Origin of the sequence: Flavobacterium sufflavum, assembly GCF_004016525.1 — a bacterium.
In the GTDB taxonomy this organism is placed as follows: Bacteria; Bacteroidota; Bacteroidia; order Flavobacteriales; family Flavobacteriaceae; genus Flavobacterium; species Flavobacterium sufflavum.
In genome coordinates, this window is sequence record NZ_SACJ01000002.1 from 95,069 (window position 1) to 115,807 (window position 20,739).

General features: G+C 33.4%; 15 protein-coding genes. 9 read left to right on the plus strand and 6 right to left on the minus strand.

Annotation, left to right across the window (positions count from 1 at the left end):
• Window positions 1-15: 15 nt before the first annotated feature.
• Window positions 16-1,812, minus strand: a complete 1,797-nt coding sequence (gene lepA, locus EOD40_RS03370; protein WP_128193500.1) for a translation elongation factor 4 — start codon at window positions 1,810-1,812, stop codon at window positions 16-18.
• 252 nt (window positions 1,813-2,064) lie between these two features.
• Here lepA and dusB point away from each other — a divergent pair, with 252 nt between their 5' ends.
• Window positions 2,065-3,057, plus strand: coding sequence for a tRNA dihydrouridine synthase DusB (gene dusB / locus EOD40_RS03375; protein WP_128193501.1), 993 nt, complete (start codon window positions 2,065-2,067; stop codon window positions 3,055-3,057).
• 41 nt (window positions 3,058-3,098) lie between these two features.
• On the opposite strand, the gene EOD40_RS03380 is transcribed toward dusB, so the two are convergent.
• Both EOD40_RS03380 and rbfA read right to left on the minus strand, forming a co-directional pair.
• Window positions 3,099-4,298 carry an ABC transporter permease gene (locus EOD40_RS03380; RefSeq protein WP_164905445.1) on the minus strand — a complete coding sequence of 400 codons (1,200 nt, stop codon included), beginning with the start codon at window positions 4,296-4,298 and terminating at the stop codon, window positions 3,099-3,101.
• A gap of 3 nt (window positions 4,299-4,301) precedes the next feature.
• Window positions 4,302-4,694, minus strand: coding sequence for a 30S ribosome-binding factor RbfA (rbfA, locus tag EOD40_RS03385; protein ID WP_128193502.1), 393 nt, complete (start codon window positions 4,692-4,694; stop codon window positions 4,302-4,304).
• Window positions 4,695-4,903: 209 nt separating this feature from the next.
• Between rbfA and EOD40_RS03390 the strand changes: the two genes are divergently transcribed.
• The 4 genes from EOD40_RS03390 to EOD40_RS03405 all read left to right on the plus strand — a co-directional run bounded on the left by EOD40_RS03390 (window position 4,904) and on the right by EOD40_RS03405 (window position 13,584).
• Window positions 4,904-8,062 (plus strand): UvrD-helicase domain-containing protein, encoded by a 3,159-nt coding sequence (locus EOD40_RS03390; protein ID WP_128193503.1) that lies wholly within the window; start codon window positions 4,904-4,906, stop codon window positions 8,060-8,062.
• A 302-nt stretch (window positions 8,063-8,364) separates the two neighbouring features.
• Window positions 8,365-9,786: an OmpA family protein gene (locus EOD40_RS03395; protein ID WP_128193504.1), complete on the plus strand. Its 1,422-nt coding sequence runs from the start codon at window positions 8,365-8,367 to the stop codon at window positions 9,784-9,786.
• 63 nt (window positions 9,787-9,849) lie between these two features.
• The gene (locus EOD40_RS03400) at window positions 9,850-12,612 is read left to right on the plus strand and encodes a PD-(D/E)XK nuclease family protein (protein WP_128193505.1); all 2,763 of its coding nucleotides are present in this window, start codon (window positions 9,850-9,852) and stop codon (window positions 12,610-12,612) included.
• A 300-nt stretch (window positions 12,613-12,912) separates the two neighbouring features.
• Window positions 12,913-13,584, plus strand: a complete 672-nt coding sequence (locus tag EOD40_RS03405; protein ID WP_128193506.1) for an ATP-binding cassette domain-containing protein — start codon at window positions 12,913-12,915, stop codon at window positions 13,582-13,584.
• Here the strand turns inward: EOD40_RS03405 and EOD40_RS03410 are convergent.
• Window positions 13,581-14,363, minus strand: coding sequence for an alpha/beta fold hydrolase (locus EOD40_RS03410; RefSeq protein ID WP_128193507.1), 783 nt, complete (start codon window positions 14,361-14,363; stop codon window positions 13,581-13,583). The genes EOD40_RS03405 and EOD40_RS03410 overlap by 4 nt on opposite strands.
• A gap of 141 nt (window positions 14,364-14,504) precedes the next feature.
• On the opposite strand from EOD40_RS03410, the gene EOD40_RS18280 reads away from it, so the two are divergent.
• The 3 genes from EOD40_RS18280 (at window position 14,505) to EOD40_RS03425 (ending at window position 16,764) form a co-directional block, all read left to right on the plus strand.
• Window positions 14,505-14,639 carry a ferritin family protein gene (locus EOD40_RS18280; protein WP_262707523.1) on the plus strand — a complete coding sequence of 45 codons (135 nt, stop codon included), beginning with the start codon at window positions 14,505-14,507 and terminating at the stop codon, window positions 14,637-14,639.
• Window positions 14,640-14,837: 198 nt separating this feature from the next.
• Window positions 14,838-15,281, plus strand: a complete 444-nt coding sequence (gene cynS, locus EOD40_RS03420; protein ID WP_128193508.1) for a cyanase — start codon at window positions 14,838-14,840, stop codon at window positions 15,279-15,281.
• A gap of 319 nt (window positions 15,282-15,600) precedes the next feature.
• The gene (locus tag EOD40_RS03425; protein ID WP_128193509.1) at window positions 15,601-16,764 is read left to right on the plus strand and encodes an AbiH family protein; all 1,164 of its coding nucleotides are present in this window, start codon (window positions 15,601-15,603) and stop codon (window positions 16,762-16,764) included.
• Between the two features lie 63 nt (window positions 16,765-16,827).
• On the opposite strand, the gene EOD40_RS03430 is transcribed toward EOD40_RS03425, so the two are convergent.
• On the minus strand, window positions 16,828-18,120 hold the full coding sequence (locus EOD40_RS03430; RefSeq protein ID WP_128193510.1) for an aminopeptidase P family protein: 1,293 nt from the start codon (window positions 18,118-18,120) through the stop codon (window positions 16,828-16,830).
• A gap of 217 nt (window positions 18,121-18,337) precedes the next feature.
• Entirely contained in the window at window positions 18,338-19,699 is a 1,362-nt protein-coding gene (locus tag EOD40_RS03435) for a hydroxymethylglutaryl-CoA synthase family protein (RefSeq protein WP_128193511.1), read from the minus strand.
• Window positions 19,700-20,069: 370 nt separating this feature from the next.
• Here EOD40_RS03435 and EOD40_RS03440 point away from each other — a divergent pair, with 370 nt between their 5' ends.
• Window positions 20,070-20,735 (plus strand): succinate dehydrogenase cytochrome b subunit, encoded by a 666-nt coding sequence (locus EOD40_RS03440; RefSeq protein WP_128193512.1) that lies wholly within the window; start codon window positions 20,070-20,072, stop codon window positions 20,733-20,735.
• Window positions 20,736-20,739: the final 4 nt, after the last annotated feature.

Sequence of the window (20,739 nt, forward strand, 5' to 3'; positions counted from 1 at the left end):
TTTTTTCTAAAAAAACTAGTCATTCAGCTTCAATACAGCCATAAACGCCTCTTGTGGAATCTCAACGTTTCCTACTTGACGCATACGTTTTTTACCTTTTTTCTGTTTTTCCAATAATTTACGTTTACGTGAAATATCTCCACCATAACATTTGGCAGTAACGTCTTTACGAAGTGCTTTAATCGTTTCACGAGCAATAATTTTAGCTCCAATTGCAGCCTGAATAGGAATATCAAATTGCTGTCTTGGAATCAACTCACGCAATTTTTCAGTCATTTTTTTACCAATATGGTACGCGTTGTCTTCGTGAATCAAAGCAGAAAGCGCATCTACATTTTGTCCGTTTAATAAAACGTCCAATTTTACTAATTTAGAAGTACGCATTCCAATAGGTGAATAATCAAAAGAAGCATATCCTTTAGAAACGGTTTTTAAACGGTCGTAGAAATCAAATACAATTTCGGCCAATGGCATATCAAAATTTAATTCAACTCTTTCTGTTGTCAAATAGGTTTGATTGGTAATTAATCCACGTTTTTCGATACACAAACTCATTACATTTCCAACAAAATCAGATTTGGTAATGATAGTCGCTTTGATATAAGGTTCTTCTACTCTGTCCAGTTTTGATGGTTCCGGTAAGTCAGAAGGATTGTTTACAATTAAAATAGTATCTGGTTCTTTTTTGGTAAACGCATGATAAGAAACGTTAGGAACCGTAGTAATTACAGTCATGTCGAACTCGCGTTCCAGACGTTCCTGGATAATTTCCATGTGCAACATTCCTAAGAATCCGCAACGGAAACCAAAACCTAAGGCTGCCGAACTTTCAGGTGTAAATACAAGTGAAGCATCGTTCAATTGCAGTTTTTCCATCGAAGCACGCAAATCTTCGTAATCTTCGGTGTCAACAGGATAGATTCCGGCAAAAACCATTGGTTTTACGTCCTCGAACCCTGTGATCATATTCGTAGTTGGCGTTTTGGCATCGGTGATGGTGTCACCTACTTTTACTTCTTTCGCTTCTTTAATTCCCGAAATCAAGTATCCAACATCACCTGTCGAAATCACATTTTTAGGAACTTGGTTTAATTTCAACGTTCCTACTTCATCAGCAAAATATTCATTGCCGGTAGCCATGAATTTAATCTTTTGTCCTTTCTTTATTTCTCCATTTTTCACACGGAAAATAACCTCAATTCCACGAAACGGATTGTAGTGTGAATCAAAAATTAATGCTTGCAATGGTTCATCAACATTTCCTTTTGGAGCAGGAATTTTTTCGATAATGGCAGCCAAAATATTTTCGACACCAAAACCGGTTTTACCCGAAGCATGAATAATATCTTCCAGTTTGCATCCCAATAAATCAATAATATCGTCACTTACTTCCTCCGGATTAGCAGATGGTAAATCGACTTTATTTAAAACCGGAATAATTTCCAAATCGTTTTCTAAAGCCAAATACAAGTTCGAAATGGTTTGTGCCTGGATGCTTTGAGCAGCATCCACAATTAATAAAGCACCTTCGCAAGCAGCAATCGAACGGGAAACTTCATAAGAAAAATCCACGTGACCCGGAGTGTCAATCAAGTTTAAGATATAGTCCTCACCTTTGTATTTGTATTCCATTTGTATCGCATGACTCTTAATGGTAATTCCACGCTCACGCTCCAAATCCATGTTGTCGAGTAACTGCGCTTTTTCTTCACGGGCCGTAACGGTTTGTGTGGCACCAAGAAGTCTGTCAGCAAGTGTACTCTTTCCGTGGTCAATATGTGCAATAATGCAAAAATTTCTTATCTTTTTCATTTTGTCTAAATATCAATATTGTAAATCCTACTGATTTTACTTAGGAGTTTAGTTGTTTTGTTCTGCAAAAAAGATTCCTTTTTCAACTACTAACTCAACCCAAAAACCAGTCGATTAATCTGCAAATATACGCTAAATTCGCTAGCTTCAAAGCTTATAATTTATAAACTAAAAGCTTTATAACGAAGTCTTTCCCAATTCTTCTTTTATCTTTTCATCTAAAAAGTGTAATTTTGCAGCAAATTTCAGAAGATGATCAAGATTGGCAACATAGAATTACCCGATTTCCCATTATTACTAGCACCTATGGAGGACGTGAGCGATCCGCCATTTCGTCGTTTGTGTAAAATGCACGGAGCCGATATGATGTACTCTGAATTTATTTCTTCCGAAGGTTTGATTCGTGATGCTATCAAAAGCCGAATGAAGCTCGATATTTTTGATTATGAACGTCCTGTGGGAATTCAGATTTTTGGAGGAGATGAAGAAGCAATGGCACTTTCGTCTAAAATTGTAACAACGGTAAATCCAGATTTAATTGATATCAACTTTGGTTGTCCAGTTAAAAAAGTGGTTTGCAAAGGTGCTGGAGCCGGAGTGTTGAAAGATGTTGATTTGATGGTGCGTTTGACAAAAGCAGTGATTGATAGTACAAATCTTCCTGTAACGGTAAAGACCCGTTTGGGTTGGGATGACAATTCGATTAATATTGATGAAGTGGCGGAACGTTTACAGGATATTGGCGTGCAAGCCTTATCTATTCACGCTCGAACCCGTGCTCAGATGTACAAAGGTCATTCCGATTGGTCGCACATTGCAAGAGTAAAAAATAACCCTAGAATTACAATGCCTATTTTCGGGAACGGAGATATCGATTCGCCGGAAAAAGCATTGCATTATAAAAATGAATACGGTATCGACGGTATCATGATAGGTCGTGCCGCCATTGGTTATCCTTGGATTTTTGACGAAATCAAACATTTCTTTAAAACAGGAGAGCATTTGGCAAAACCTACTGTTGCTGATAGAGTGGAAGCAGTTCGTAATCACCTCACTTGGGCAATGGAATGGAAAGGTGAACGTCTTGGTATTGTTGAAACCAGACCGCATTATACCAATTACTTTAAAGGGATTCATTCTTTTAAAACCTACAAACAAAAACTAGTGACTTTAGACCGTCCAGAAGAATTATATGCTGTCTTGAATGAGATTGAAGAAGCATATGCGGGTTATGAAGTAGTGTAAAACTATAGATTTAAACCTGTTGGGTTTTGTAGATCAAAATTTTATTCCAATAATTTCTCACTCACACGGCTACTCGCAATAAGTGAAGCAATAAATCCAAGAGAAACAATTGTAGCCATTACTATTAAAACATTTTCGATAGAGAAAACAACAGGATAAGCTAGTGTTGGAGTAATCATAATCCACTCAAAATGTTGTTGTAAAAGTACAATTGCTATTCCTAGTACAAGTCCAATAAGTCCTCCAAAAAAGCTCAATAAAGTACCTTGCAATAGAAATATTTTACGCAAATTTTTGATCTCAGTTCCTAAATTGTAAAGTGTTTTTAGGTTTCCTTTTTTGTCAAGAATCATCATAATCAAGGCGCCAATCAGGTTAAAAAGAGCTACCACAATCACGAGAGTAAATATTAAATACACGGCAATATTTTCGGTATTTAGCATTTTGTAGAGCGATTCGTTGAGTTGCGCTCTGTTTTTTATGTTGACTTTTCCTTTAAAAATGGTGTTTAACTTTTCTATGATAATGTTTTCATCAACATTGGGCTTTTCTTTAAGCTCAATTCCGGAAATTTGATTGCTCTTGTATTCCAGTAATTCCTGAGCCAAGCTTAAATTAGCAAAAACATATTTGGAGTCTAGATCTTCGTTGATGGCATAAATACCAATTGGGAAAATCTCCGATTTATTGAAAGCTTCTTCGGCATTTTCTATGTTTCCCTTCCCAGCTTTTGGAACTAAAACTTCTAGATGTTTGTTGAAATCAAGTAATCCTAAAGAAAGTTTTTGAACAAAACCAAAACCAACAACTACCTGATAGGTATTGTCTTCAAGCCATTGCCCATTGTAAATAATTTTATTGACATTGTTGACTTTGCTGTAGTTAGTGTCAACTCCTTTGAGGTAAGTAACCTCTTGTTTGTTGTCAAAAGTAAATAAAACGCGTTCCTCGATAATTTTTGAAAAAGAGGCAACACCATCAATTTTCCTGATTTCTGCTTCTTGAGCTGGAGTAATAAAAAAGGATTTGCCTAAGGTGCTGGTTATTTTTAAATCAGGATCAATATCATTGCTAAACGAAAGGCTAAAAACCTTTAGTCCGCTAAAAACCGATAATACAACAAACAAAGCCATCGCGCCAACAATGATTCCCATACTCGCAATGCGATTAATAATGTTGATGGCATTGTTTTTACTATTGCTACGAATGTAACGTTTGGCTATGTATAGCGGAAAATTCAAGCTTTATTGAAATTTGCGTTTCTCTAATAAATCTCTGTTTTCAATAGGGTTTTCCTGGTTTTTCAAAGCATTGTCAATTTTCTCTATATAATCTAAAGAGTCATCAATAAAGAAAACTAAATTGGGAACTCTGCGCAATTGCTTGCGAACTCTTTGCGCCAAATCATGCTTAATCAATGGAGTATTGGATTTAATTCCATTTAAAGTTTCTTGTGCTTTTTCCTGAGGAAAAATACTTAAATATACTGTAGCCACAGATAAATCAGAAGTCACCGATACTTTGGATACCGAAATAACCAAATTGCTAACTCCATTTTTTCTCACTTCACCTTGTAGGATATCCACCAAATCTTTTTGGATAACTCCGCCTATTTTTTTCTGTCTGTTTGTTTCCATACTGCAAAAATACTACTTTTAAAGATTAAATAAGCAATTTTATAATTTCTGATTTTTAGGAGCTATTTCCCGCTATTCGTTTCAATCTTTTCTTGTCTCAAAAAAAGAGACAAGAAAAGGATTTTCACTCCTATCGGGGCTAGGGCAAATTCAAAGTAAGTTGTTTAGTTCTAAAATCAAAAATCGTTAATCAGCAATCAAAAATCTAAATGCAAAGACATTCCTTTTCTATATACGACGCTTCTGCAGGTTCTGGAAAAACCTACGCATTGGTCAAAGAATACCTGAAAATTATTTTGGTTGCTCCAAAAAATGATGCGTATCGCAATATTTTGGCTATCACTTTTACTAATAAAGCGGTACACGAAATGAAAAGCCGTATCGTAGGTAGTTTGTCTGAATTTGCAAAAGACGAACCTTCAAAAAAAGCACAGGATTTAATGCGGGATTTGGCTATTGATACGCAACTCTCGCTGATTCAGATTAAAACTAAGTCACAGCAAATCATCAAGCACATTATTCATAATTATGCAGCTTTTGATATTTCGACCATCGATAAATTCACGCATAAAGTGATTCGTGCTTTTGCCCACGATTTGAATTTACCGATGACTTTTGAAGTTACTTTGGATACCGAAAATCTGTTGACGGAAGCCATAGATGCCATCATTGCCCAAGCGGGTGAAGACGAAACTTTAACTAAACTGCTCATCGATTTTACGATGGAAAAAACCGATGACGATAAATCCTGGGATATTTCCAGAGAGATAATGGAAACAGGTAAGTTGGTTTTGAATGAAAACAACCGAAATGAAATTACTCAGTTTCATGATAAATCCATTACCGAGTTTGTCGAAATTAAGAAGAAATTGCTTGTCGTTTGTAAAGATTTAGAGAAAGAAAATGTAGCCTTTGCCGAAGCTGCTTTGCTTTTAATTGAGAATAACGGAATTGATTTGAAATCATTTTCGAGAGGCACTTTTCCTAATCACTTGGTCAGCATTCGCGACGGAAAATACAATCCTAAGAATAAAACGTTTCATGAGTTTGATGATATTGCTATAAACAAAACAGCGATTGATCGGGCGCTGATTGAGAATTTAATTCCTGAATTATTACAAATTTTAGTTGCGATTTATAAAAATTTCGAGAAGCGTGATTTTTACAAAGCATTCCTAAAAAACATAACGCCGCTTTCATTACTGAATACGGTGAGTAATGAATTGGCTAAAATTCAGGAAGAACAAAATGTGCTTTCTATATCCGAATTTAATGCTATCATTCATCGCGAAATTCAAAATCAGCCAGCTCCTTTTATATATGAGCGATTAGGCGAGCGATACCATCACTTTTTCATTGATGAATTTCAGGATACTTCTGAGATGCAATGGCAAAATTTGATTCCGCTTATCGATAATGCGCTTTCGGGTCAGGACGATTATGGAGAAAAAGGAACTTTGATGATTGTGGGGGATCCAAAACAGTCTATTTATCGTTGGCGTGGTGGAAAAGCAGAGCAATTTATTGAATTGAGCAAAGACAATAATCCGTTTAATAATCCGGATAAAAAATTAGAGCATTTAGATAAAAATTACCGTTCCTATTCTCAGATAATTGAGTTTAATAATGATTTTTTTAAGTTACTGTCGTCCGAATTTGAACAGCCTGATTATAAAGATTTATATGAAAATCACAGTCACCAAAAAAGCAATGATAAAACGGGAGGTTACGTCAATATTTCTTTTATTCCAAAAATAGAAGCTACAGATGAAGATGAGGAAGCATTAGATAAGACTGAATTATTCGTTTTGGCGACTTTAAATACGATTCAGAAAGTGCTAAAAGAAGGTTTTGAATATAAGGATATTGTGATTTTGACCCGTAAACGTGATCAGGGAATTGCAATTGCTAATTATTTGACGGAACAGGGAATTCCACTTTTATCTTCGGAAACACTGATGATTCAAAATGCAACTGAAGTTCGACTCATAATTAATCTTTTGAAGTATTTAAAAAATAACGCCGATTTAGAAGCGAAAGCTTATTTCTTGCATTATGTGGCTGAAAACATTCAGGATCGATTGGCTGTTCATGATTTTATTGCCGCAGGAATGGAGCAAAAGCAGGAGGCTGATTTTGAAAAATGGCTGATGAGTTTTGATATTTCGCTTTCGTTTCAAAATATCCGAAAAAAGTCTCTTTATGAGGCTGTTGAGATTATTGTTTCGAAGTTTCTTTCAGTTAGTTCAAGTTCAGGGAATGCCTATGTTCAATATTTCTTGGATATTGTTCTCGAACGTGATGTACGCAATCAGGCTGGTATAGCTGATTTTTTGATTTTCTGGGACAAAAATGGGGAGAAATTCAGTATTCCGTCTCCAGAAGGGAATAACGCAGTTCGAATTATGACGATTCATAAGTCGAAAGGCTTGGAATTTCCTGTTGTAATTATGCCTTTTGCCGAAGAAGACTATAATAGAAAACCAAAAGATAAACTTTGGCTTGACGCCGAAGAAATGGATTTGGGTCTACCAAAGGCTTTGATTGATAATAGTAGTGCTGTGGAAGGTTTTGGAGAAGAAGCTAAATTGGTTTATGATCAAAAAAAGCAAGAAGAATTGTTGGATAATGTAAATGTGCTTTATGTTGCTTTGACACGTGCAGAAGAACAATTATATGTTATTTCTAATATGAATTTGTCCAGAAATGGAGAGATTCCTAAAAATAATATGTGTGCTTTTTTTATTAATTATTTGCTGAATAAAGGAGTTTTTGATGAAAATATATTGGAATATGAATTTGGGAATAAAATAAAAAATTCTTCAGAGACAAAACACATTGATACTTCGAAACCAATTGAAAATGTTGCTGAAACATTAAATCCTAAAAATATCAAAATAGCTCAAAGAGAAGCTTTAATGTGGGGAACGCATCAGCAGGAATCTATAGAATACGGTAATGCAGTACATGAAATTTTATCTTTTGTGAAAACAAAAAATGATGTGGATTTGGCAGTAGATAAGGCAATTGAAAACGGCTTGATTAATTTGACTCAAAAGGAATTGGTTTGCAAAACGATTCAGGAAATAGTGAATCATGAAGAATTAGCATTGTTTTTTGCAGAAGGGAATGAAGTATTAAATGAGCAAACTATTATTCAGAAAGAAGGAAGCTTGATAAAACCCGATAGAATGGTAGTTACAAAAGGGAATAAGGTGTTTTTATTGGATTATAAAACAGGGGCTCATAATGCGAAATACCAGAAGCAATTAGAGAATTATCAAGTTGCAATTGAATTAATGGGGTTTACTGTGGAGAGAAAATCATTAGTGTATATTGGGGAGAAGATTGAGATTGTTAATTTGTAATTTTTTATCTAATTTATTTTAGTAAAAAGGAAAATTTGTCAGTTTTTTTAATTATTTTTTATGATTAAATGCCGATAAATTATTTTTTTAGAAATTTTAAACAAGAGTTTTTTTAAAGTTACTATTCTTTCAATTATATTGAGTTTACAGTGTTTCTTTGGTGTTAATAATTAGATTTTACTACTTTATATGCAATAAAATGAGTCTAGTATAACTTTTTTTTGAATATTCTATTTTGTAGTTAAAGAATTACGCGTTACTTTTGTGTATAATTAACTAAATTGTAATTAAAAAATTTAAGTATGAAACATCTTAACAAACTTTTAATTGCTGTAACGATGGTGATGGGTTTAAGTTCTCACGCACAAGACAGTAATAATCCATGGGCTATTGCTTTTGGAGTTAATGCCGTAGACACTAGAACTAGTGCAGGTCCTGGGCATGTTGGTTGGTTCCAACAGCATTTTTCTCAACCATTTGATGTGAAAAATAACTGGAATATCCTTCCTTCAGTGTCTTATTTGAGTGTGTCTCGTTATGTTGGAAACAATTTTACGGTTGGACTTCAAGGTTCGGTTAATAAAATTGATAAATTGGTTACTTTTAATCCAACTGCTCCAGGTCATGATGGTAGAGGTATGATTGTAACAAATCCAGGAGATTTAATGTATTATGGAATTGATGGAAAGGTAAGATACAGTTTCATGAGTTTAATTAAATCTAAAGTAGTTGATCCTTCGTTACACTTAGGTGGAGGTTATACTTTCTTAGGGGATAGCAGCTTTGGTACTGTAAATGCTGGTGCTGGATTAACTTTCTGGTTTACAGAAAATGTTGGTTTAGAATTAGGAACTGCTTATAAAAAAGCATTTAAAAATGATGATCCATTAGTACGTTCTCACTTTCAACACACAGCAGGTATTGTTTTCAAATTTGGAGGAAAAGATACTGATGGTGACGGAATCTATGACAAAGAAGATGCTTGTCCAGAAGTTGCTGGTTTAAAACAATTCAATGGTTGTCCTGATACTGACGGAGACGGAATTATTGACTCAAATGACGCTTGTCCAGAAGTTGCTGGTTTAGCTGCATTCAATGGTTGTCCTGATACTGACGGAGACGGAATAGCTGATAAAGATGATGCTTGTCCAGATGTTGCTGGTTTAGCTTCTTTAAAAGGTTGTCCAGATGCTGATAAAGACGGAGTAGCTGATAAAGATGATAAATGTCCTAATGTTGCAGGTCCAAAAGAAAACGCTGGTTGTCCTTGGCCAGATACAGATAAAGATGGTGTAGCTGATAAAGATGATGCTTGTCCGGAAGTTGCTGGTCCAGCTAGTAACAAAGGTTGTCCTGAAGTAACTCAAGAAGCTATGGATGAATTGAAATCTCAAGCTAGATTTATCTACTTTAACTCTGGAAAAGCTACATTCAAATCTGCTGACGTTCCTAAGAGATTAGATGCAATGGCTGCACTTCTTAAAAACTATGCTAACTCTGAATTCTTGATCGAAGGTCATACAGATAGCGATGGTTCTGATGCATTCAACCAAAAACTTTCTGAAAACAGAGCTGATGCAGTTAAAAATGCATTACTTGAAAGAGGAATTTCTTCAAGCAAAATTAAATCAGTAGGATATGGTGAAACTATGCCGGTTGCTGATAATAAAACTGCTGCTGGTAAAGCATTAAACAGAAGAACTGAAGTGAAATTAATCAAATAATTTCTTTCTAAATAATTATAAGGAACGCCCCGATTTATCGGGGCGTTTTTTTATTTTTATGAAATGATAAACAGTACTTTTTTAGATAAGATTGCCCAGATTTTAATTGAAAAATATTCAGCTAAATTAGCTAACACAATAGTAGTTTTACCTAATAAAAGAGCTAAGATTTTTTTGATTGAAGCACTTAAAAAACAAGTTTCGAATAATATTCTTGCTCCGGAGATTATTAGTATAGAAGATTTTATTCAGGATATTGCGGGTGTTCGTACCGTTGATCCAATAGAATTGCTATTCGAATTCTACGAAGTTTATTTATCGATAACTGATAAATCAAACCAACAGTCTTTTGAATTGTTTGCCAATTGGGCGAAAACACTTTTACAAGACTTCAATGAAATTGACCGTTATTTACTAGATCCCACACATGTTTTGTCTTACTTAAAAGACATTGAAGACATAAAAAAATGGGGGATTGAAGTAGAGAACAAAACCCAATTGCTTGAAAAATATATCGATTTTTGGAAATTACTTCCTCTATATTACCAATCTTTATATGCACATTTACTTCAAAAAGGAATCGGGTATCAAGGATTAATTTATCGTGAAGCAGTAGAGAATCTAAATCATTTTTCAAATTCAATTACTGATAAACAATTTGTTTTTGCAGGATTTAATGCGTTGAATGCTTCCGAAGAAAAAATTATTCAGCATTTGATTTCGAATGACCAAGCCAAAATTTATTGGGATGCCGACCAAACTTTTCTAAATGATCCTTATCATGATGCAGGGTTGTTTTTACGTCGATTTAAAGAAAGTTGGAAGCATTATAAAACCAATCCTTTCGAATGGATTGTGGATGATTTTTCGCAGTCAAAAAACATTCAGATCATTGGGACACCAAAAAGCATCGGACAAGCCAAAATTTCAGGAAGTATTATTGAGAAAATTATAGAAGAAAATCCAATAACATCATTGGATAAAGTGGCGATTGTGCTTGGTGAAGAAAACCTTTTAGTCCCGCTTTTATATTCTTTGCCATCGACAGTTGGAGCTTTAAATATTACGATGGGGTATTCCAGTAAAAATAATCCTGCCCAAATTTTGATTGCCAAATTGTTCAAAATGCATACGAATGCCTTGTCCAGAAATGCAAAAAGTTATGTGTTTTATTATAAAGATGTTTTGGATATTTTAACCCATCCTTTGGTGGAACCGTATGCTCAAACTACAGTTCTGGTTGATATTATCAATAAGAACAATTATACTTTTATCAGCCATCATAAATTGATGGAACTGAATGCTAATCCGACTGATTTATTTTTGTTGTTGTTTCAAAAATGGGAAGAGGGTTCGATAGCGGTTTTGCAAACGGTTTCAAAATTATTACTGACAATAAAAGGAAATTTAAGCAATGATAATGAAGAAGAGAAAATCACCAAAGCCTTTGTTTTTGCCATTTTTAAAGTAATAAATAAGCTAATCAATTATTATTCAAAACACCAGCATATTGATAAAATAGAAACCTTACATGCCATTTACAAGCAAGTGATTGATTTGGCCGAGGTTTCTTTTGAAGGTGAGCCACTGAATGGTTTGCAAATTATGGGAGTATTGGAAAGTCGTGTTTTGGATTTTGATACAGTAATTGTTACTTCAATGAATGAGGGTAAATTTCCAGCCGGAAAATCACAAAATTCCTTTATTCCTTATGATGTAAAACGAGAATTGGGTTTGCCTACATTCAAAGAAAAAGATGCTATTTACACTTACCATTTTTATCATTTGTTGCAACGTGCCAAGAATATTTACTTGTTGTATAATACCGAAAGTGAAGGATTAGATGCTGGAGAAAAAAGTCGTTTTATAACGCAATTAGAAGTCGAAAAACAACCAAATCATAATTTGTCTCACGAAATTTATAATGCAGTTTTACCGGAAACAGCATACACACCAATGGTAATAGAAAAATCGCCAGCGGTAATGGAGCGTTTGAAAAAAATTGCAGAAGAGGGATTTTCTCCTTCGGCTTTGACGAGTTATATTCGGAATCCAATTCAGTTTTATTTTCAAAAAATATTGCGAATTCGTGAAGTGGAAGAAGTTGAAGAAAACATCGCTTTGAATACTTTAGGAACGATTATTCACGAAACTTTAAAAGCCTTATACGAACCCTTTATTGGGAAATTTATTTCTGAATCAGATATTGATAATTGTTTTAAACTCATCGATGAAGAGGTTTTAAAACAATTTAAAATCGTTTATAAAGAAGGTGAAATCAAAAAAGGACGCAATCTTTTGGCTTTTGAAGTGGCTAAAAGAAATGTATTTAATTTTCTGAAAGTAGAATTGGAATGTATTAAGGCTGGAGATGCGATTAAAATTATCGCTTTGGAGCAGACTTTTGGGAGAACTTTAAATCATCCCGATTTACCCTTTCCAGTGTTAATCAAAGGAAATGTCGATCGAATTGAAGAGCGCAACGGAATCATTCGCATTATAGATTATAAGACCGGTAAAGTCGAAAAAACAAGTGTTAGCCTGAAAACATGGAACGGATTGACTCAGGAGCTTAAAAATGACAAAATCATTCAGGTTCTGGCTTATGCGTTTATGTATGAACCCGAAGCCAACGGAAAATCAATAGAAGCAGGAATTATTTCGTTTAAAAATCTAAAATCAGGCTTTTTGCCGTTTCAATTTAAAGAGGATAAAGATGTTCAGCAAGTTATTAACGATGAAATAATGACTAATTATCTCGAACAAATTGTGTTGTTGTTGAAAGAGATTTTAGATTCAGATAAGTCATTTGAAGAGAAAATATAATGGATGGATTTTTTAGAATATCAGCAAATATTTTTGAATTCTACAAAAGTACTTTGATAATAACGTTATCTATAAGTCTTTTGGGATTGGCTTTGGGAGGTTTTGAAATTTTTAAAATCATACTCGTTGTTTTTGGATTCTGGATAAGTATTTTGATGAAAGAAGTCAATTCTAAAAAAGAATATTTATTTTACTATAACAATGGGATTTCAAAATACAAATTGTTGATTATTAGTTTTTTTATCAATGTTATCTTTTCAGTGTTGTTCATTTGGATTTTTAATCAAGTAAAATATTTATATGGTTAAAAATGTATTAGAAGTTGATAGTATCCAAAAACAATTTCAAGGAAAGAATATAATTTCAGATTTATATTTAAAATGTGAGACGAATGATATCATTGGAATTTTAGGAAGGAATGGTTCTGGGAAATCTACCTTTCTAAAAATACTTTTTGGTAGTGTAGCTGCTGATTTTAAATTTGTTCGAATTGATGGTTCGTCCAAATCAAAAACAGCAGATTTATTAAATGAAATTAGCTATTTGCCTCAGGACAATTTTATTCCTAATTTGTTTTCTGTAGAAAAGGCAATACGATTATCAATAGCAAAAGATAAATTAAAGCATTTCTATGAAGATGAAATGATTCAAACGATCCGAAACAAAAAAATTAAGCATTTATCGAGTGGACAATTACGGTATTTAGAGATTAAATTAATTCTCAATAAAGAAACAAAATTTGTTTTGCTTGATGAGCCATACAATGGATTGTCTCCAATTATGATTGAAAAGGTTAATACACTAATAATTGAAAATTCAAATGCAAAAGGAATTATCATTACCGATCATAATTATGAAAATGTGATAAAGGTTTCCAATAGATTGGCATTAATGAAAGAAGGCAAGATGTATCACTTAAAAGACAAAAGTGAGTTAGTAACAAGAGGTTATTTGAAATCAGAAATGATTTAAATCTTCTTAAAAAAGTCCAATAAAACTTTAGTTAATTCAGTTTCATTTTCAATGTGGGACATGTGTCCGTCTGGAAAAGTAACGAGCTGAACAGCCGTTTCTTCAATTTGCTCTATATTTTCTTCGTAATTTAAAACAGGATCTTTTTTTCCCAGAATCAGCATTTTTGGATAGGGGGTTAAGTGCAATAAAACTTCTCTGTCCATTCTGATTTTCATGCCTTCTAGTGAAGCAACAATACCTTGTAATGGTGTTTTTAAAGCTTCTTTTTTTACCAATTCTATTTTGTCTTGAAGTCTTTCGCGGTTTTCTTCGCTGAATAAATTAGCAATTGAAAGTGAGATAAAATTAGTGAAAGATTGTTTTACTGCTTTAATGGCGCGGTCGCGATTTGCTTTTCTTTCGTCGCTGTCGGCTCTGGAAGTCGAATTTAATAAAACCAAACCTTTGATATAATCCGGATACATTTCGGCGAAAGCCAAAGCTACATAACCGCCCATAGAATGTCCAATAAAGACTGCTTTTCGAATACGCAGTTCTGCTAAAACGGCATGAACCACATCGGCATTGTCTTCCATAGAATGCACATAACCCATACATTCGGTATTGCCATGACCTAATAAATCGATGGCGATGACACGGTGTTTTTTAGAAAATTCAGGAACAAAAGCATTCCACATCGTTTGGTTTTCCAAAAATCCGTGCAATAAAACAATAGCTGTTCCTTTGCCGGAATCAGTATAAGAAATGCTTGTGTTTTTAAATTGAATTTGTTTCAAGTGGAAGTTTTGTATTTGTGCAAAAATAAAGCTTTATCTAAGGATTGCAAAAAGTTATTTTTTTGGTTTTCTTTTTAAATGTTTTATAACGATGAAATTTTTGAATTAAAAAAGAAGTGAGATTTTGCTACAGAAGACTTTATGATGTGGTATGTTTCAGAGCAAAGAGAAGAAGAGAAAAATGCCCGTAGAGCTTTAGAACTTTTCGAATTAATCAATGAAAATGAAGCTACTGGAAAATTTGCATTGGATGTGCAAATTGCAAAAATTGGATAATAAAAACCAAGTAATAAATTTAAAATCCCTTAATGACGTATAGTTATTAAGGGATTTTTTTTGTCTGCTCAAAATTGATTTTTCGCAATAAAAAATATGTTTTTAGGTGTTTATTGTTTTAAATTGAGGTTAATCGTTGCGGATTTATTCTTCGATTTGTATTTTTAATGAATAAGTCTAATTTTAAAATTAATTAATATGAATAGAGAAGTTTGCACAGCAATGGTAATTGAAGCCAAACAAGAAAAACAAATTACCTATCAGTATATTGCTCAAGCTATAAATAGAAATATAGTTTGGACTACTTCAGCAATTTTGGGACAAAATACTTTTGACGCAACTGAAGCTAAGATAATTTGCGAAATACTAAATTTAGATACTGATGTCGAAAAAGCTTTGCAAATTTTTCCTGAAAAGGGAGTAAATGCTGTTATGCCTCCAACCGATCCTTTAATTTACAGACTTTATGAAATTGTATTAGTCTATGGTGAAACAATAAAAGAAGTAATTCACGAAAAAGCGGGCGATGGTATTATGAGTGCTATTGATTTTACAATGGATATTGAAAAAGAAGAAAATCCAAAAGGAGATCGTATCAAAATTATACTTGATGGGAAATTTTTAGCATACAAAAAATGGTAAAAATTTTAAAAATAGAATAAAACGAAACGGCTTACATTTATTGTGAGCCGTTTCGTTTTATTTATGTCAACTGAATACTTATTTTCTTTGGAGCAGAAGATTTCGATATTATTCACGAATTCTCCCGCTTTCCGTTACAATCTATTGCTTTTCAAAAAAAAGCAATAGGATTTCCACTGCAATCGGGGCTATTTATTTCGTTTTGTTCTCTATTGCTATTTTGCAAGAAATTATGTTGATAAAAAAAATTTCGGTTTAAAAATGGGGGGGATTTATTTGTACTAAAAGTCAGTATATTTGAGAAAAGGATTTTTAAAATATGAATAGACTAGTTATTATTGGAAACGGATTTGATTTAGCACATGGATTGCCGACTAGTTACGGGCATTTTATTGATGATTTTTGGAAGAATTTCAAAGATAAATGTAAAAGTGATGAATATAAAGAATTAGTTCATACTAATGATTCGTATGATGGATATTACAATGGATATAAACCGATAAAAAATTTTAGTGATTTTAAATCAAATTTAATTGAATATTGTAAGGATTACTCATACAAATATGCTGAAAATAAATTAATTGCTTTTACAAGCTCAACAACTGAAAGGGATACGATTTTTGATTTTAAAAGTGATTTTTTTAGACAGATTTGTGATAAGGAAACAATTAATAATTGGGTTGATATCGAGACGGAATATTATAGAAACTTAATAAATATTGCTAAAAGTACTCCTGTAAAAGGAGTTGATAAATCAAATTTAGTAGAACAATTAAATAGTGAATTTGAATTAATTAAAAAACTTCTATATAATTATTTGAAACAAGAAATCTGTGATAAATATGAATTTAAAATTGATGATTCAAATGAAATAATTAATTATTTTAAAGATGAAATAGACGATATAAATAACTCTTCATTTCAATCTTACTCTACTTTGTTTTTGAGTTTTAATTATACACCAACAGCAAGAGTTTATAATGATTATTTAAAAAGTAAATTGTATTCTTCAAATGTAAATTACATTCATGGTGAAATTGGGAATGGTGATAATCCTGATATAATATTTGGTTATGGAGATGATAAAGATGAAAATTATAAAATGATAAAAAATTTCAATGATAATCTATTTTTAGAAAATATTAAATCTTTTGAATATAAGAACAATGATAATTTTGAAAACTTATTAGATTTTTTAAGTCAATCAAAATATAAAGTTTATTTGGTGGGTCATTCTTGTGGGCTCTCAGATAAATATTTGTTAAACCAAATTCTTGAAAATGATAATTGTGATTCTATTGTAACATTATATAGGAACTATGAGGATGGAACAGATGATTTTAGAAACAAACCAAGAGATATTTCAAGACATTTTGATAATGATAGATTGGCCACGACTAGAATTGTTAATAAGAAAAAAAGCAGAGATATTCCGCAACATATCAGGTTTGAATTAAAGGATGATAATTTCGAGAAAATATGACGGTAAAACAAAAACGGCTCACATTGCTGCAAACCGTCTATTGTCTATTTTCTATTCTCTAAATCAAGAATTCATAAGCGTTTCAATCTCGTCAACTTCAATTGGAATGTTTTTCATTAAATTGAAAGGCTCACCTGTTGACTGAATGACTACATTGTCTTCCAGACGAATTCCGAAACCTTCTTCGGGAATGTAAATTCCGGGTTCTACGGTAAAAACCATATTAGCTTGCATCGGTTCAGTCAGGATGCCGTAATCGTGGGTGTCGAGTCCCATGTGATGCGAAGTGCCATGCATGAAATATTTTTTATAAGCCGGCCATTCCGGGTTTTCATTTTGCACATCGGCTTTGTCTAAAAGTCCCAAGCCTAGTAATTCTGAAGACATGATTTTGCCTACTTCTGCCTGGTATTGTTTCCAAAGCGTTCCCGGAGTTAACATCTGAGTTGCTTCGTTTTTTACTCTTAAAACGGCATTGTAAACTGCTTTTTGCCTTTCGGAATAACGGCCTGAAACGGGAATGGTTCGGGTTAAATCGCTGGAATAATTAGCATATTCGGCAGCAACGTCAAGCAAAATCAAATCGCCTGCTTTGCATGGTTTGTTGTTTTCGATATAATGCAACACATTGGCATTGTTTCCCGAAGCAATAATTGGAGTGTAAGCAAAACCTTTGGAGCGATTGCGAATGAATTCGTGGATGAATTCGGCTTCGATTTCGTATTCCGTTACATTGGGTTTTACAAACGAAAGAATGCGTCTGAAGCCTTTTTCGGTAATGTTACAGGCATGTTGAATCAAATCCAATTCTTCGCTTTCTTTTACGGAACGGAGGCGTTGCAAAATAGGATTACTTTTGGCAACAGCATGAGCAGGATATTTGTCTTTCCACCATTTTACAAAACGCGCTTCACGGGTTTCGGTTTCTACATGAGAACGGTAGTGTTCGTTAGTGTTGATGTACATCGTATCGGTGTATGTCATCATTTCGAACAAGACTTTTTCAAAATCCTGTAGCCAATGTACAGTTTTGATCCCCGAAACAGCAAAAGCTTCTTCTTTGGTTAACTTGGCGCCTTCCCAAATAGCAATCAATTCGCTGGTTTCCTTTAAAAACAACATTTCTTTTTGGTGTTCGTAAGGCGCATCCGGGCACAGCAATAAAATACTTTCTTCCTGATCGATTCCGCTTAAATAAAAAATATCGCGATGTTGCGCAAAGGGCAAAGTGCTGTCGGCGCTAACGGGATAAATGTCGTTTGAGTTGAAAATCGCAATACTTTTAGGCTTCATTTGAGCCGTAAATTTGCTGCGGTTTTTTATAAATAAATGGCGGTCAATCTGATGGTATTTCATTTGAAAAAGTTTTGAAATACAAATCTAAACAATCCAGTTTAAAAAGACTATAACGTAGTTTGTTATAAAATAACTAATACCGCAAATTCGCAAATTTTAATAGCTACTAATACGGCTAAAACATATTAACCGCAAAGGCTGCAAAGATTTCTCGCAAAGAACAGAAAGACATTTTTTTAAAAAATAATAATAATTTGCGAATTTGCGGTGTATATTTTTAATCAATCCATTTGTAATATCGGGCACCAATAAGATTTGGATTTTGGTTTTCAATTCTGTCTAAAATCCATTCGTTTTTTGGTGATTGAATGCTTTGTTTTTGTTCTTTTTTATGAAGTTTTTCGTAGGTGTCAAAATCAATTTCGAAACTTTTATCCAGAGTTTCAAAAAGCTTTATATCTGAAATTGCCGATTTCCATTCGTTCTGAATAATTCCTTCGAATACTTTTGATTTCGAACCGCTTCCGTAAGCTAGAAATCCAAAAGTGTTGCCTGAAATTTCTTTTTTCGAATCATAAAAATGCGCCAACGTAGAAAGGAATCCCATGAAAATAGAACCTGTGTATAAGTTCCCGATTAGTGAAGAAGCTAATTCGGCAGGCATTAATTTTTCTTCCACAAAGTTTTTGTATTCCGGAGTTTTGCTGGTTTCCTTTAATTTGGTTTGGTATTCAGCCGGGGTTTCTTCACCTGAGATGATTGAATTTTCGGCATCCAAAGCATAGATTTCAGATAACATACGACGACCTTGAAACGAATAAGGCAGGTGCATAATGATACTGTTCCAGCTTTGGTACAAAGTGTTTGAAGTTTGTTTTAGTTTTTTGAACGAGAAATACGCATTTCTGGTTCTGTCCATGTAACATTGATTCGAATATTGCCCGTCAAAAACAGGCTGGTCTTTGTGGATTTCAATTTCGGCTTCCAAATTATCAAACCAGGCTTCGTTATTATTATTTCCGCTTATTGCTTCTTTTGATACTGTTCTGTGAGGTTTGAAAAAGTCAAAAACACCTTTGGTATTGGTTGCCCAATGATTTTCGAAAGCAATAATTCTAGGGTTCACAGTAATTAACATGGCTGTTGCTCCGGCGCCTTGAGTATATTCTCCGGTAGAATTTAAATCGTATTTGGCAAAATCGGTAGTAACTACAATTGCTTTTTTAGTTGGATTTAATTTGATAAAGTCAATGCAGTTTTGCATCGCATCAACACCGCCAATGCAGGCAAAAGTAAAATCGACTACATCGCATTCGGCCAAAGTATTTTCTCCAAATTTTTGTTCCATCAAATCAACAAGGAAAGAGCCAATAGGTTTTGCATTGTCGATCGCGCTTTCGGTACCCACATAAATACGGGCAATTTCGTTAAGGTCGATTTGATTGTCCTGGATTAATTTAGTCAGGGCATTTGCGGCAAAAACTACGCTGTCCTGATGCGTATCAGGCAAAGTCATTTTAAGTAATCCTAAACCTTTTTCCAGTTTTTCAGGTTCTATGTTTCTGGCTGCTGCCAATGTTTTTATGGGTAAATGTAGCTTGGCTACGTCAAATGATAGTGCGTCAATTCCTGTTTTCATTTCCATATTTTTTGAATTTGCAAAGATAAAATGACGCTTTGGAAATGCTGTTTTTTTTAGTACACAAAATAGCTTGATTTTGTGTTTTTTGTTGATTTAAAAGTATTTGAATGTAAAAATTATTAAATGTATATTTTTTATGCTTTTGAATAGGAATAATTAATCTGTTTTTTAGGCTAATTTTGTCTTTTTTGGTGAGTAAAAAACATGTATAATGCTGTAAGTCAAATGTTTAAATTGTTTGTTTGTCTTCAAAAACCGTATTTTTAGTTAAAAACTTTATAACGTTTCTAAATAAGAACGAAAAGGTTGTAGTTCGTTACTAATTACTCTATTTTTGTGTACTTTTTAAATTATATTCTAAAATATTATGGCAAAATCTGGATTATTGAAATCGTCAATAGCAAAAAAAGTAGCTATGGCACTTTCAGGACTTTTTTTGATGTTGTTTCTAGCGCAGCATTTTTTTATTAATATGATGTCAGTGATTAGTGCTGATGTTTTTAATTCGATTTCTCATTTCATGGGAACTAATCCTTTGATTCAGTTTGTTATCCAACCGATTCTTATTGTAGGTGTGGTTTTTCACTTTATCATGGGATTTGTATTGGATATTCAAAACAGAAAAGCGAGACCAATAGGATATGCTAGCTACAATGGAGCTGCAAATGCAAGTTGGGCTTCACGTAACATGATCATTTCAGGTTCTGTTATTTTAGCTTTCTTAGCATTACACTTTTATGATTTCTGGTTTCCGGAAATGATTTATAAGTATGTTGAATTCAATCCTGCAGATGAGACAAGATATTTTCCTGAATTAGTGGAAAAATTCGAAAATCCTGTTCGTACTGGTTTATACAGTTTATCATTTGTATTGTTGTCTTTACACTTACGTCACGGATTCAGTTCTTCTTTTCAATCAGTAGGACAAAACAATAAATACACAAAAGGAATGAAAGGTTTCGGATTATGGTTTTCTGTTATCGTTCCTTTAGGATTCGTGTTTATTGCATTATTTCATCATTTCAATCATTAATATT